The following is a 14212-nucleotide window of genomic DNA, read 5'->3' on the forward strand; positions in this document are numbered from 1 at the left end:
GAGTGTCACGCCGCCGCTTACCAGTAGACGCCGTGGCGGTGCAGCTCGCTGATGATGCGGCCTTCGGTCCAGGTCCGCGTGTGCCTGGGCTTGTCGGCTTTCGCGGTGGACTTGGGCGCAGGCTGGGACCCGGCAGGCGCCGACGTCGTCGTGTTCGCCGCGGCCGGTGCCGTGGCCGAAACCGCCGGCGGACGATCGACATATTTCGGAGCGTCGGACACTGGCGCGACTTCGCTCACCTCGGTCGTTGCGGTCGTCGGCGCGGCCGCTTGTGCAGCCGGGGCCTGCTCATTGGCCGCGGCCAGCGAGAGGCTGCGTGCGCCGCCTGCCTCGGCAGATGCAGAGACCAGAACCATGGCGGCAACCAGAATGATCTTGCGCATGTGAAAATTCCCCGTGTTTGCGTGACCAGGACACTACGGGAGGGCCGCGGGAGGTTATGTGATGAAAATCACGCCGGCTGCCGTCTCCGATTTCAGCAGCGCACCGCAGTGACACAAGCATCGAGCGCGATCACGGGCGCGCGGGCGTCAGTGGGCAAAACCTGGGCTTGTGACGATCGGATGAAATCTGAGTGCTGGTGCCGCAAGAGGGACTCGAACCCCCGACCCCGTCATTACGAATGACGTGCTCTACCAGCTGAGCTATTGCGGCGAACCCTGCCGGGCCCGGGCGATGCCGGCCCCGATACGCGCTCCTGATATCGGGCATGGCCCGGATTGGCAAGGACAAGCGGCAGGCGAATGCGGCTCACGCGCCCCAGCGCGACCAGAATCCGCGCCAACCGCCGGCCTGGGCCTTGGATGTACCGATTTGTTCCGTAAATTCATCGCTCGGACCGTCGTCATCGATGCCGGGATCATCCGGCGCCCGAACGATCGGGATGATGGCCTGGATCGGCGCCTGTATGGGCTTGCCGAGGTCGGCACGGGCCCGGAACACCGGGGTTGCCGCCAGCGGCGATGATTCGGCGGCCTCAGGGACCGGCTCGACCGGCTCAGCAGGTGTCACCACCGGTTCTTCCTCGACCGCCGGAGGCGCGTTGTCCTGCGCGGCCAAAGCAGGGGCCGGGGTCGGGATAGGTGCGATCACGGCCGGTTCCGCCGGCGCATCGTTGGCTACGGTTACCCGCTTCGGCGGGGGGGCCGCGAGCATGGCTTCCTCGAAGGCGGAGGACTCGATCGTCGTGCTCTTGTCCGAAGGCAGGCTCGCCACCGGCGTCTGCCACTGGAAGGCGTCGAGCCGGCCGGTGACCGGGGAGACCGGACGCCAGCGTTCGCTGACATAGCCGTCCGCGGTCCAGGCCGGGTCGTGACGGGCGCGCACCGCGCGCAAGGTCCAGGCGCGGGCACGGCCGCCGTCGCCATGCTCGGTGCGCTCGAGCTCGGCCATCAGCAGCGCGACGCGCTGGGTCGGATCGTTGACGTAGGGCGCCAGCACCTTGCGCGCACGGGCGAACTCGGACGCATCGATCGCGGCGCGCGCGATCGCAAGCTGGCCCTCGACATGGCCGGCCTTGTCCGCCGGCGTTTTCGCCGCGAGCGTCTCGATCCGCTGCAGGCGCTGCCGCGCGGCATCGCCGAGTTTGACATGCGCATAGGCGTCGGCAAGATCAGGATGCGGATTGGCAAGCCAGGCAGCCTCGACCAGCTTCATGGCGCGGCGCACCTGATGCGCCTCGCTCTCGAATTTCGCGGCGAGCACCGCCGCCGGCACCAGGGTCGGCGCGAGCTTGACGGCTTCCATCACGCTCTCGCGCGCGACGTCGAGGTCCATCGTCTCCAATTCCAGCGCGCGCGCCGTCAGCAGCACGCCGCGCTGCCGGCGGTAGCCCTGCTTGTCGATCAGGCCCGCGGACAGGTTCGAATCCAGGATCGCGAGCGCGCCGCTCCAGTCGCCGCGCGCACAGCGGAAGCCGAGCACCGCATGCGAAGCCCAGGTCGAGGACGGCGACAGCTTGATCGCTTCCTCCGCGATCATCACGGCGCCGACCGCATCGTCGGCGCGCTGCGCCTCGATGAACAGGCCGCGCAGGCCGAGCAGCCGGGTATCCTCGCGCTCGGCCATGGCGCGGAAGGCGCGCTGTGCCGCGTCGCGATTGCCGTCGAGCTGAGCCGATTGCGCGTGCAGGAGAAGCGCAAGCGGATCGTTCGGCGCGTGTCGTCGCGCCGCTTCGGCGTGACGGCGGGCGAGCGCAGTATCGCCATGACCGATCGCGAGCAGGCCGTGGGTGATGGCGTGGCGGCCGCGGGCATGACGCTTTTCATGCCGGCGGCGGCGCATCCGCCCCGGTGCGCGCCAGATCACGGTCAGGATGCTCCAGAGCAAGACGATCAGGACTGCGAATATGCCGAGGCAGAGCACGAACACCGGAATGCTCGGTGAAGCCCGGAAACCGCCCCAGGTCAGCACGACATCGCCGGGCTGATCGGCAACCCAGGCCGCGCCGGCGCCTGCGAGCGCAATCAGAACAAGGAAGAGAACGATGCGAAGCATGGCTATCCCTATACGCGCGGATCGTTGCGCGAATCTTATTGACCAGGCCTATTGACCAGGCTTGGCGAGACCAGCGAGAGCGTCGTCGGCGAATTTGCGGGACGCCGCGAGCGCGGCATCGCGCGCGTCGGCCTTCTCGAGCCAGGCTTGTGCCGGCACGCGATCGGTCTCGGGCAGCGTCTTCAGCTCGCGGCGCGCCTCGACGAAATCGTTGCGCAGCGCCGCGGCCGTGACCCGCGCGACGATGGCGCCGCGGTCATTGCCGACGCCGTCGGTGCGCTCGATGCGGACGAGCTTTGACGCTCCCGCCTGAAGGCGCTCGACGATGCCGGCGCTGCTGCTCGGCGCCTCCGGCGGCGGCGACAATTTCGGCACGATGTTGAGGAGCTCGCGGGTCAGAGCGACCGGCGTCGGAATCCCTGACGCGGCAAACGCATCAAGCGGCTTCAGCAGTTCGGGCTTGGTCGCGAGCGACCGCGCAGCAGTGAGCTGCGCCTCATAGGGATCATTGTGGCGAACGGCAACGTCGAGCAGGGTGGCGGCGACCACGTAGCGCAACGACTTGTCGTCCATCACCTTGGCATCGGCGATCTTTTCGCCCTGCTGTGCGAGCTCCGCGCGCGCGGTGGTGCTGGCGCGCTCGAGCCGGGAGATGCGGTCGTCGAGGGCGGCGAGGCCGGACGAGGCCGCCGCGTCGCCCGACGCGGATTTCGCGTCGTTCAGTGCGCTCGCGGTCTTGTCGGATTGCGCGCGCAAATTGGCGATGTCGCCGCGCAGGGTGCCGACGGATTTCTCCAGCGCATCGAGCCGCGCGACGACGGCCGGATCGGCGGCGGGCTTGCCCGTCCTGGCTTCGACTGCGGCGACACGTCCGCTCAGCGCATCGACCGTGGCACTCGTCACTTGCGGCGCGGCCGGCGGCGCCTGCACCGCGGGCCAACCCAACGCCCAGCCGACCGCGATCACGACTGCGGCTGCAACCGCGCCGGAAAATGGCGCGATGATCCAGGGAGAAATGGCGCCCGATGCAACGGCCGCCTGCACCTCGCCATGCTCCGGCTCGGCCTTGGTTGCCTCGACCTTGGCCGTCTCGACCTTGGCGTCTTCAGCACCGGCCTGCTCAGCGTTTGCCCGCTCGGCCGAAGGCTGCGCCTCCGGTTCACCCGCCACATCCTGCGGCTGGGTGGAGACTTCGGTCGCCTCGAGGTCGATGGTAGGCGGGGTGCGCTTGGCACGGCCGGACTCGGGGGCCAATCCTGCGTCTTCAGGCTTGTCGTCGGCCATCGTGACGGTTCCTCACACTTTCCTACCAGAGACGAGCCCGATTGCCTCGGATTCGGCCCGTCCTCTTACGCCAAACGGGTCCGCAACGCACGCTCCAAGGCGTCAAACAGGGCATTTTCGTCCGGGGTCGCGGCCACCAGGACCTGCGACGCCCCGGCATCGCGCAGCACGCTGGCGATCGTCTCGGACAGGCAGCATTGCGGGATCGCCAGCGCCGAGATTTCGACGCCTTCGTCCCGGGCCGCATCCAGAAAGGCCCGCGCACTGCGCCGGGAGTAGTGTAGCACCGCCGCGATGCCATGCGCGGCAAAGCCGTCGCAGACGTCGCGCGGCAGAAGCTTGACCGGCACCATACGGTAGGTCGTCTGAGTGACCACGCTAAAGCCTTCCGCGCCGAGCTCGCCGCCGAGATCCCGCGACAGATCGGCGCCCGCAAGATAAAGCAGCGTACTCTTTTTCTTCAGCACCTTGGCGCGCGCGCTCTGCATCACCTTGTCGCGCAAGGAAGCGGCATCGCCGCCGGCGACGATCACGTCCGCGAAGCCGACTTCGCGTGCCACGGCAGCCGTGTGCTCGCCGACCGCGAACAGCGGCAGCTCCAAGAGGCCGAGGTCCCGCAATTGCGGCACGACGGCGCGGATCGCATTGGCCGATGTCACGATGATGGCGCTATAGCCCGTCTCACTCTCGTCATGGAAAGCGACCGGCTCGAACTTGAGCACCGGCGCGAGCAACACCACATGTCCCCGCGCGCGCAAATTTTCCGCCGTCGCCTCATTGTCGGGATGCGGCCGTGTGACAAGAATGGACATCGCTTGTGTTCCCGGACCACGTGGCGGCGACGCATTCGCGAGGGAGGACGGCGCGTGACGATTGCGCAAGCCAACCCCGGAATGCTACCGGACGTACCAGAACTCTGCTTTACGGATGAGCGCAAGGGCGCAAATTGGATAACAATTCGCCAATGCTGGTACTGGGCATCGAGACCACCTGCGACGAGACCGCGGCGGCCGTGATCGAGCGCGCGCCTGACGGCAGCGGCAGGATCCTGTCCAATATCGTGCGGTCGCAGGTCGAGGAGCATGCCCGCTTCGGCGGCGTGGTGCCGGAGATCGCGGCGCGCGCCCATGTCGACGTGCTCGACGGCATCATCGACCGTGCCATGCACGAAGCCGGCATCGACTATGCCCAGCTCGACGGCGTCGCGGCCGCTGCGGGCCCGGGCTTGATCGGCGGCGTCATCGTCGGGCTGACCACCGCAAAGGCGATCGCGATGGTGCACGACACGCCGCTGGTCGCGGTCAATCATCTCGAGGCGCATGCGCTGACGCCACGTCTGACCGATGGCGTAGAATTTCCTTACTGCCTGTTCCTCGCCTCCGGCGGCCACACCCAGATTGTCGCGGTCACCGGCGTCGGCCAATATGTGCGGCTCGGCACCACCGTCGATGACGCGATCGGCGAGGCCTTCGACAAGGTCGCGAAGATGCTGGGCCTACCCTATCCAGGCGGCCCGCAGGTCGAACGCGCGGCCGCGCACGGCGATGCGGCGCGCTTCGCCTTCCCGCGGCCGATGCAGGGACGTCCCGATGCCAACTTCTCCCTGTCGGGATTGAAGACGGCAGTCCGCACCGAAGCGAACCGGCTGGTTGAGATCGCGCCGCAGGACGTCAACGATCTCTGCGCGAGCTTTCAGGCCGCGGTGCTGGATTCCACGGCCGACCGGCTGCGGGTCGGTCTCAGACTTTTCCGGGAGCAATTCGGCGCGCCGCACGCGCTGGTCGCAGCCGGCGGGGTCGCCGCCAATCAGGCGATCCGCGGTGCGCTGTTCGACGTTGCCCGCGAAGCGCAGACGCAGCTGATCATACCGCCGCCCGCACTCTGCACCGATAATGGCGCGATGATCGCCTGGGCCGGCGCCGAACGCCTCGCGCTCGGCATCACCGATACGATGGAGGCGCAGCCGCGCGCGCGCTGGCTGCTCGACGCCAATGCGACCGCGCCGGCAGGCTACGGCAAGACGCGGGCGGGATACTGAATGCTGTGGTGCGGCCACGAGCTCCGCTTCACCTCGCCCCGCTTGCGGGGAGAGGTCGGATTGCATCGTAGATGCAATCCGGGTGAGGGGGGCTCTCCGCGATTCCAGATCTCGCCGTCTTTGTGGATAGAGGCCCCTCACCCCAACCCTCTCCCCGCAAGAGCGGAGAGAGGGAGTAGAGGGAGCGCGCCATGACTGCGTTCCGGTCCGTCGCGGTGATCGGCGCGGGTGCCTGGGGTACGGCGCTGGCGACGGTGGCCGCACGCGCCGGACGGAACGTGACGCTGTGGGCGCGCAACGCCGAACATGCAGCGCGGATCGCATCTACCCGTGACAATCCGCGGCTGCCCGGCGTGCGGCTCGCGCCGGAGATCATGGTGACGAGCGAGCTGTCGCTCGCCGCGCGTGCCGATATGCTGCTGATCGCGACGCCGGCGCAGCATCTGCGCGGCGCGGTCAACATGGTGGCCTCGCACGTCTCGACGCCTGTGCCGGTCATCGCCTGCGCCAAGGGCATCGAGCACGGCACCCACAAGTTCATGACCGATGTGATCGCGGAAGCCGCGCCCCATGCGCTGCCCGCAATCCTGTCGGGTCCGAGCTTTGCCGACGATGTCGCGCGCGGCCTGCCGACGGCGGTGACGCTGGCGGCAAAGGATGAGGCCTTGGCGGGCGCGCTGGTGCAGGCGCTGGGCTCGGCGACTTTCCGGCCCTATCACACCACGGATGTCCGCGGCGTCGAGATCGGCGGCGCTGCCAAGAACGTGCTCGCGATCGCCGCCGGCATCGTGGTCGGCCGCAACCTCGGCGCCTCCGCGCTCGCCGCCTTGACCACGCGCGGCTTCAGCGAACTGGCGCGGCTCGGCAGCGCACTCGGCGCCCGCAGCGAGACGCTCACCGGCCTGTCCGGCCTCGGCGATCTGATCCTGACTTGCTCGAGCCCACAATCGCGCAATTTCGCGCTCGGCCTCGCGCTCGGACGCGGTGAGCAGCCGCCCGCCGGCAAGCTTGCCGAGGGCGAGTTCACCGCGCCGGTGCTGATCGAACTCGGGGCTTCGCAAAACGTCGAGATGCCAGTATCAGAGGCGGTCGCAGCGATCCTGAGCGGCAGGAGCACGATCGACGCCGCGATCTCGGGGCTGCTGACACGGCCGTTCAAGGCAGAGGAATGAACATGGCGTACTGGCTGGTGAAATCCGAACCGTCGGCGTGGTCCTGGGAGCAGCAGGTCGCGAAGGGCGCCAAGGGCGAGGCCTGGACCGGCGTGCGCAATTACACCGCGCGCCAGAACCTCGTCGCGATGAAGAGGGGCGACAAGGCGTTCTTCTATCATTCCAACGAGGGCAAGGAGATCGTCGGCATCGCGGAAGTCATCAAGGAGGCCTATCCGGATCCGACCGACAAGACCGAAAAGTTCGTCTGCGTCGACATCAGGGCCGACAAGCCCTTGAAGACACCGGTGACGATGGCCGCGATCAAGGCCGAGAAAAAACTCGCCGACATGGCGCTGGTGAAATATTCGCGTCTGTCGGTGCAGCCGGTGACGGCCGAGGAATGGAAGCTGGTTTGCAAGATGGGCGGACTATAGTCTCCTCTGTCGTTCACGCCTCCGGCAGCGCGAACACCTCACACGGCGAAGCGATCCCACGCAGCGCACGCGTTCCGAGCGGTACCAGTTGCGCGTCCGTCTCGGCGGCAAGCGCACCCGACACCAGCACGGTCCGGCCGAGCGGCTTGCACAATCCTTCGAGCCGGCTCGCGAGGTTGACGGCGGGACCAATCGCGGTGAAGTCCAGCCGGTTGGCGGCGCCGATATTGCCCCAGAGCATTTCGCCGAGATGAAGTGCGGCACCGAACGACAGCGGCGGCAGGCCGCGTGCGCGGCGCTCCTCATTGAGATGAGCCATGCCGGCCCTCGCCGCACCTGCCGCACGGAGGGCTGAATCGCAGGCCTGACGCGGCGCGGCGTCGATCACCGGAAAAATCGCCAGCACGCCATCGCCGATGAACTTCAGCACCTCGCCGCCGAAGGCATGCACGGCACCGGCGATGCGATCGAACCAGGCGTCGAGCGCCGCGATGACATCGGCGGGCGGCGTGGTTTCAGAGAGGATCGTGAAATTGCGCAAGTCTGCGTAAAGCAGTGCGGCCTGAATGGTCTCGCCGAGATCGCGTCGCAACGGCGCCGCCAGCACCCGCTCTGCACTGCGCTTGCCGAGATAACCGTCCAGCGTTGCCCGCAACGTGGCGCGCGCGGCAAGCACGGCAAGGGGCGTTGCGGCAAAGCGCGCGGCCCGGCGCAATTGCTCGATCTCGTCTGCCGTGAACTGTCGCGGCCCGATCCAGCCCAGCAACGGCCCATCTTGCCGTCCGACGATCTCTTCGTGGACCTCGCCGCCTGCGATGTCGCGCAACCAGCGGCGACCAGCATCGTTGGGCGGATCGGGCGCCAATCCGCCCGGTGCAAAGCCAAGCGCCTCGATCACCCGGCCGTTCTCCGCACGCCATAACCAGGTTCGCTTCGCGATCAGCGGATGTGGCACCTCCAGCGTCAGGGCGCCGGCCGCGAGCGGCAGGCCGTCGGCGATCAGATGGGCACCGAGTTCCGCGAGCAGGCGATCGGCCCCGGCACTGTCGGAGGCCGCGTCAACAAGCCAGGCGAGGGTCGGGGAGAGCTGCATCGGCTGATGATGGCGAAGACCGGCCGCCTTTGTCACGGGTAATCCTTGACGGGGCGCTGTGGCGGCGCCATGTCCCAAAATCAGCCTAGGGGATCATCGCCGATGACCGAGCCGTTCGTATTGCGACGCGAGACCCAGATCGCAGCCCCGCGCGCCACCGTCTTCGCCTATTTGACCGACCCCTCGAAAATCCTGAGCTGGATGGGCTCGGATGCGACCACCGAGCCGCATCCCGGCGGGCTCTATCTGCTTAGCGGTATCGGCCCGCGCGGCGTGGTCGCCCGCGGCGCCTTCCGCGAGGTCGTGCCGGTGCACCGTCTGGCCTACACGTTCGGCTGGGAGGGCGGTCAGGAAGTGCCGCCCGGCTCGAGCCTGGTCGAGATCGACCTGATCGAACGCGACGGCGGAACATTGCTGCGCATGACACATAGCGGGCTGCCGAACGAGGAGCAGGTGGCCGCGCATGCGAGAGGGTGGGCGCATTATCTGGACCGACTCACAAGCGCAGCTGCGGGCCGCGATCCCGGCCCCGACAACGGTGTTTCGGACAATGTGTAGCGCTGCGGCGGATTAAACCGCCGCGGTCGCGACGACCTGTTGCAAAAGCTGCTCACGCCGGGCCTGCGAGCGCTGCCCCTTCATGGTCGCGGCGAATCGCTCCAGGATGCCGTCCTCGAAGGCGGTGACGATGGTGTCGTGGACATAGCTCTTGCGGCAGATCGCCGGCGTGTTGGAGAGCTTGTCGGCGGCGGCGCAGATCGCGTCGAGCACCTGCTTCTTGCGGCCGCGCTGGCTGGTCGCCGGCGTGATTCGCGACAGCGACTCGACGACTACGGCAGAGGCCATCAGCGTGCGAAAGTCCTTCAGCGAAATCTTGATGCCGGCGATCTCGCGCAGGAATTCGTTCACCTGCGTGGTGCTGACCGCGCGCACGATGCCGTAAGCATCGCGATACTGGAACATGCGCTTGCCGGGAACACCGTTGAGGACGCCGATGGCGCGCACCAGCTTGGCCGCGTCGCACTCCTTGCGCACGGCCTTGCCGCCCTTCGCCTTGAAGGTCAGCACGAAGCAATCGTCCTCGAGCGTGACGTTCGACTTCAGCATCGTGGTGGCGCCGCGGGTGCCGTTGAGGCGGGCGTAGGATTCATTGCCGGGACGGATCGCGGTACGCGCAATCAGCTCGATCACCGCCGACAGCGCGAATTCCCGCGTCGGCTCGTCGCCAGACAGGAACGCCGAGACCTTGCGCCGGATTTTGGGCAGCGCGCCGACGAGCTTCTCCAGGCGATGCGCCTTGCGGTGCTCGCGCACCTTCTCCCAGTCGGCGTGATAGCGATACTGCAGCCGGCCCGCGGCATCGCGACCCACCGCCTGAAGATGTGTGCTCGGATCGGCCGAGTAGCGCACCTCGCGATAGGCCGGCGGCACCGCCATGGCGTGGAGCCGGCGGATAGTGCGGGCGTCGCGGATGCGGGCGCCGTTGGGGCGGACGAAGGAATAGCCCTTGCCGCGGCGGATGCGGCGAATGGTCAGCTCGTTCTGGGCGCCGAGCCGCAGGCCCAGCTCCTTGGCCAGCGCCTCGACCGTCGCCGCGGGCGCCGAGTCGAACATTTTTTTGGGGCTGGGACGTGTGGAACCGGCCACCTTCGGCCATTGTCCGAGGGCTTTGGCCAGCGCAATGGCAGCAGGATCGGCCGAAGCGGGCCGCATCGTCCCGAGATTCCGCTGATCCATCATAGTCTTAAACCTTAGCCCTGCCTGTTGCCGGTCAATGTCGCTGTTCTGATTTTTGTTCCAAGGGTCGCTTGGAAGGTCTCTTGGGACACGGGTTAGCCACTTAGGGTGTTCCGAACCGCATTGCGAGTCCCGAATCAGTGAAAAGAGGTTTCTAAATACCGCCTGCGACGCATGGGCGCCCTGCGCAGGCCTATTCCGGAGATCTGGGTAAAGAGCCGAAAACCTCTGCCCAGCCTGTTTCACATGTGCGACAGCCGGTCTTTTGCGGCTTGATTCTCCTCATGGCCGGCCGCTGACCAAAGGTCCAGCTTGTGCTCCTTGTCGGGCCCGGTTAGCCCGACGCATAATCGGTTCAACGATCAAGTCGGCTTGCGCCTCGCCAGCGTTGGCTTGCCGTATGTGGAGGGAAAGGAAACATGTCCGAGAAGATTTACGACGTCCCCGCGGAATTGGCCAAGCACGCCTGGGTCGATCAGGCCAAGTACAAGGACATGTACGCCCGCTCGATCGCGGACCCGAACGCCTTCTGGGCCGAGCAGGCCAAGCGCATCGACTGGATGCACACACCCACTAGAATCGAGAACGTTTCCTTCGCGCCCGGCAACATCTCGATCAAATGGTTCGAGGACGGCATCCTCAACGTCGCCCATAATTGCATCGACCGGCATCTCGCCAAACGCGCCAACCAGACCGCGATCATCTGGGAAGGCGACGATCCCTCGCAGTCGAGGCACATCACCTACAAGGAGCTGCACGACGAGGTCTGCCGGATGGCCAACATCCTGCGCACCCGCAACGTCAAGAAAGGCGACCGCGTCACCATCTACCTGCCGATGATCCCGGAAGCGGCCTATGCCATGCTGGCCTGCGCGCGGATCGGCGCTGTTCACTCCGTGGTGTTCGCGGGCTTCTCGCCGGACTCGCTCGCGCAGCGCATCAACGACTGCCAATCCAAGGTTATCATCACCGCGGACGAGGGCCTGCGCGGCGGCAAGAAGGTGCCGCTGAAAGCCAATGTCGACGCGGCGCTCGCCAAGGCCGACGGTGTCGACTGGGTCGTCGTGGTCAAGCGCACCGGCGGCAAGATCGACATGAACCCGACGCGCGACCTCTGGTACCACGAGGCGGCTGCGATGGTGACGACCGAATGCCGGGCCGAGCACATGCACGCCGAGGACCCGCTGTTCATCCTCTACACCTCGGGCTCGACCGGTCAGCCCAAGGGCGTGCTGCACACGTCGGCCGGCTATCTCGTGTTTGCGTCGATGACGCATCAATACGTCTTCGACTATCACGACGGCGACATCTACTGGTGCACCGCCGACGTCGGCTGGGTCACCGGGCACAGCTACATTCTCTACGGGCCGCTCGCCAACGGCGCGACCACGCTGATGTTCGAAGGCGTGCCGAATTACCCCGATAATTCGCGATTCTGGAACGTCATCGACAAGCACAAGGTCAACATCTTCTACACCGCGCCGACCGCGATCCGTGCCCTGATGCAGTCGGGCGACGAGCCCGTGAAGAAGACCTCGCGCGCGAGCTTGCGCCTGCTCGGCTCGGTCGGCGAGCCCATCAATCCGGAAGCCTGGGAGTGGTATCACCGCGTCGTCGGCGACGACCGCTGCCCGATCGTCGACACCTGGTGGCAGACCGAGACCGGCGGCATTCTGATCACGCCGCTGCCGGGCGCGACCAAGCTGAAGCCGGGCTCGGCGACGCAGCCGTTCTTCGGCGTGGTGCCTGAAATCGTCGATGCCGACGGCAAGGTGCTGGAGGGTGAGACATCAGGCAATCTCTGCCTGACCCGTTCATGGCCGGGCCAGATGCGCACGGTCTATGGCGATCACGCCCGTTTCGAGCAGACCTATTTCTCGACCTACAAGGGCAAATACTTCACCGGCGACGGCTGCCGGCGCGACGCCGACGGCTACTACTGGATCACCGGCCGCGTCGACGACGTCATCAACGTCTCCGGCCATCGCATGGGCACCGCAGAAGTCGAGAGCGCGCTGGTCGCGCATGAGAAGGTATCGGAGGCTGCCGTGGTCGGTTACCCGCACGACATCAAGGGCCAAGGCATCTACGCCTATGTCACCCTGATGGCGGGCGTCGAGCCGAGCGACGAACTGCGGAAAGAGCTCGTCACTTGGGTGCGCAAGGAGATCGGTCCGATCGCCGCGCCCGACCAGATCCAGTTCTCGCCGGGGCTGCCCAAGACCCGCTCCGGCAAGATCATGCGCCGCATCCTGCGCAAGATCGCCGAGGATGAGCCGGGCAGCCTCGGCGACACCTCGACCCTCGCCGATCCCGCTGTGGTCGATGATCTCGTGAAGAACCGGCAGAACAAGAAGTCGGCGTAAAGCCACGCTCCGTGCCCCGGACGCAGCGCAGCGCTCCGGGCGATGCGAAGCACCGTCCGGTGCGGTGCGCTGCTGAGCCGGGGCCCATACAGCGGCAGAACGTGTGGCCTTCTGGGTCCCGGATCGGCGCTCCGCTTCGCTACGCTTGTCCGGGACACGAGACCGCTTGAAACAACCGCCGTTCACACCCTCACGCACTTGTCAGGGCGCGCGCCGCCGCCCCCGCATCTTTCCCGCCTGGTGTTGTTTTCAAGTCATTTACTTTATTTCGAACATTTCCTTTGTTCCCCCTGCTGGTCCGCCCTTGGCGGCCGCGCGTGGAAACCATCCGGTTAACAGGCGCGGTTAAGAATGTCTGGGCGAACGGGCAATTGCCGGTTTTGCGTGAATTTGGACGATCCGTTCGGGGCAAGGGGAAAATTGATGTCGATGAAGATTGCACTGGCGCTGGCCGCCACCGTCGCGGCTGGGGTCTTGATGTCGACGGCAGCCGAGGCGCGGCCGGAGATGGTGGGGACGCACGTCGCCAACTATTCGCCCGGCACGATCGTGGTCAAAACCAGCGAGCGCCGGCTCTATCTCATTCTCGATGACGGCCACGCCGTGCGCTATCCGGTCGGCGTCGGCAAATCCGGAAAGCAGTGGGCCGGCACCACCCGCATCGACGGCAAGTACCGCAATCCGGCCTGGTCGCCGCCCGCCGAGGTGAAGCGCGACAAGCCGCAGCTTCCCGACGTCATCCCGGGCGGTTCGCCGCGCAACCCGATGGGCGTCGCGGCGATGACACTAGCTGGCGGTGAATATGCCATCCACGGCACCAACGTGCCGGGCTCGGTCGGCGGCTTCGTCTCCTATGGCTGCATCCGCATGCTCAACGACGACATCTCCGATCTCTACGGCCGCGTCTCCGTCGGCACGACGGTGGTCGTGGCGCGCTGACCGTCGCAACCAAAACAGAGATTGAAAGAGCCGCGTTTCGACGGGGCTCTTTTATTGCCAGAAGCGCCAGCCGCGCGCGCACCAGCCGTCGCGGTGGCCGCCATTGTAGCTGCGCGCGTAGCCGCCCGCGAGCATCGCCGCCGAAACGCTGGCGGTCCGTTTTGTTGCGACATCGGCGAGAACGCGCCCGTATTTCTCCGAACCGAGATTGTAGATCGTGACGCCGCCCTGGCCGAGCAGATTGCGCAGCGCCGCGGTGGCGTGCTCCGCCTTGTCCAGCTCGTCCTGACAGGATGCCTTCATCTCGGGTGCATCGATGCCGCGCAGGCGAACCCGCGCGACGAGCTCGCGGCCGTCGCGTTGATGCACGCGCGCAAGAAAGGTGTCGCCGTCGATGGTGCGGATGACGTCGATCGGCAGGCGGCTGTCGGGATTGCCGGCCTGCTGCAGGATGATCTCGGCGTCCTGCGTGCGCTCGTTGGCCGGATAGGGAACCGGCCAATTCGTCCCGTGCCGGAAGGTGAGCACGACCGCCACGACGACTCCGACCACGAACATCCACGGCAGCAGCCCCGAGAAACGGCGGCCGAATGGCGAGCCGTTGTACGAAGGCCGATAGGGATGGCTGGGGTCGAAGCGCGACATCCGCGCACGCTATGGCTGAGTCGGGC

Annotated in this window: 13 protein-coding genes and 1 tRNA gene; 6 read left to right on the forward strand and 8 right to left on the reverse strand. The window is 66.7% G+C overall.

Features of this window, described 5'->3' with window-relative positions:
* Positions 1-17: 17 nt before the first annotated feature.
* The 5 genes from ABID58_RS00755 to ABID58_RS00775 all read right to left on the reverse strand — a co-directional run bounded on the left by ABID58_RS00755 (position 18) and on the right by ABID58_RS00775 (position 4592).
* On the reverse strand, positions 18-383 hold the full coding sequence (locus ABID58_RS00755; protein WP_354031177.1) for a hypothetical protein: 366 nt from the start codon (positions 381-383) through the stop codon (positions 18-20).
* Between the two features lie 195 nt (positions 384-578).
* Positions 579-654, reverse strand: a tRNA-Thr gene (locus ABID58_RS00760).
* 96 nt (positions 655-750) lie between these two features.
* Entirely contained in the window at positions 751-2496 is a 1746-nt protein-coding gene (locus tag ABID58_RS00765; RefSeq protein WP_354031178.1) for a heme biosynthesis protein HemY, read from the reverse strand.
* A 48-nt stretch (positions 2497-2544) separates the two neighbouring features.
* Entirely contained in the window at positions 2545-3780 is a 1236-nt protein-coding gene (locus ABID58_RS00770) for a COG4223 family protein (RefSeq protein ID WP_354031179.1), read from the reverse strand.
* 65 nt (positions 3781-3845) lie between these two features.
* Positions 3846-4592, reverse strand: a complete 747-nt coding sequence (locus tag ABID58_RS00775) for a uroporphyrinogen-III synthase (protein WP_148752811.1) — start codon at positions 4590-4592, stop codon at positions 3846-3848.
* Positions 4593-4744: 152 nt separating this feature from the next.
* On the opposite strand from ABID58_RS00775, the gene tsaD reads away from it, so the two are divergent.
* The 3 genes from tsaD to ABID58_RS00790 all read left to right on the forward strand — a co-directional run bounded on the left by tsaD (position 4745) and on the right by ABID58_RS00790 (position 7406).
* Positions 4745-5818, forward strand: a complete 1074-nt coding sequence (tsaD, locus tag ABID58_RS00780; protein WP_354031180.1) for a tRNA (adenosine(37)-N6)-threonylcarbamoyltransferase complex transferase subunit TsaD — start codon at positions 4745-4747, stop codon at positions 5816-5818.
* Positions 5819-6009: 191 nt separating this feature from the next.
* The gene (locus tag ABID58_RS00785) at positions 6010-6990 is read left to right on the forward strand and encodes an NAD(P)H-dependent glycerol-3-phosphate dehydrogenase (RefSeq protein ID WP_354031181.1); all 981 of its coding nucleotides are present in this window, start codon (positions 6010-6012) and stop codon (positions 6988-6990) included.
* A gap of 2 nt (positions 6991-6992) precedes the next feature.
* A complete protein-coding gene (locus ABID58_RS00790; RefSeq protein WP_354031182.1) occupies positions 6993-7406 on the forward strand; it encodes an EVE domain-containing protein in 414 nt (137 codons plus the stop codon).
* Between the two features lie 13 nt (positions 7407-7419).
* Here the strand turns inward: ABID58_RS00790 and ABID58_RS00795 are convergent, their stop codons facing one another.
* Positions 7420-8499 (reverse strand): adenylate/guanylate cyclase domain-containing protein, encoded by a 1080-nt coding sequence (locus ABID58_RS00795; RefSeq protein ID WP_354031656.1) that lies wholly within the window; start codon positions 8497-8499, stop codon positions 7420-7422.
* A 102-nt stretch (positions 8500-8601) separates the two neighbouring features.
* Here ABID58_RS00795 and ABID58_RS00800 point away from each other — a divergent pair, with 102 nt between their 5' ends.
* Positions 8602-9057 (forward strand): SRPBCC family protein, encoded by a 456-nt coding sequence (locus tag ABID58_RS00800; protein WP_148752806.1) that lies wholly within the window; start codon positions 8602-8604, stop codon positions 9055-9057.
* 12 nt (positions 9058-9069) lie between these two features.
* On the opposite strand, the gene ABID58_RS00805 is transcribed toward ABID58_RS00800, so the two are convergent.
* Positions 9070-10239: a DNA topoisomerase IB gene (locus tag ABID58_RS00805; RefSeq protein ID WP_354031183.1), complete on the reverse strand. Its 1170-nt coding sequence runs from the start codon at positions 10237-10239 to the stop codon at positions 9070-9072.
* A 416-nt stretch (positions 10240-10655) separates the two neighbouring features.
* Here ABID58_RS00805 and acs point away from each other — a divergent pair, with 416 nt between their 5' ends.
* Together acs and ABID58_RS00815 are read left to right on the forward strand one after the other, a co-directional pair.
* Complete coding sequence (gene acs, locus ABID58_RS00810) at positions 10656-12602, forward strand: acetate--CoA ligase (RefSeq protein WP_354031184.1); 1947 nt, start codon at positions 10656-10658, stop codon at positions 12600-12602.
* Between the two features lie 423 nt (positions 12603-13025).
* On the forward strand, positions 13026-13541 hold the full coding sequence (locus tag ABID58_RS00815; protein ID WP_148752803.1) for a L,D-transpeptidase: 516 nt from the start codon (positions 13026-13028) through the stop codon (positions 13539-13541).
* 51 nt (positions 13542-13592) lie between these two features.
* On the opposite strand, the gene ABID58_RS00820 is transcribed toward ABID58_RS00815, so the two are convergent.
* Positions 13593-14186, reverse strand: coding sequence for a thermonuclease family protein (locus tag ABID58_RS00820; RefSeq protein WP_354031185.1), 594 nt, complete (start codon positions 14184-14186; stop codon positions 13593-13595).
* Positions 14187-14212 lie beyond the last annotated feature (26 nt).

This window comes from Bradyrhizobium sp. S3.2.6 (assembly GCF_040546885.1).
GTDB classification, from domain to species: domain Bacteria; phylum Pseudomonadota; class Alphaproteobacteria; order Rhizobiales; family Xanthobacteraceae; genus Bradyrhizobium; species Bradyrhizobium cytisi.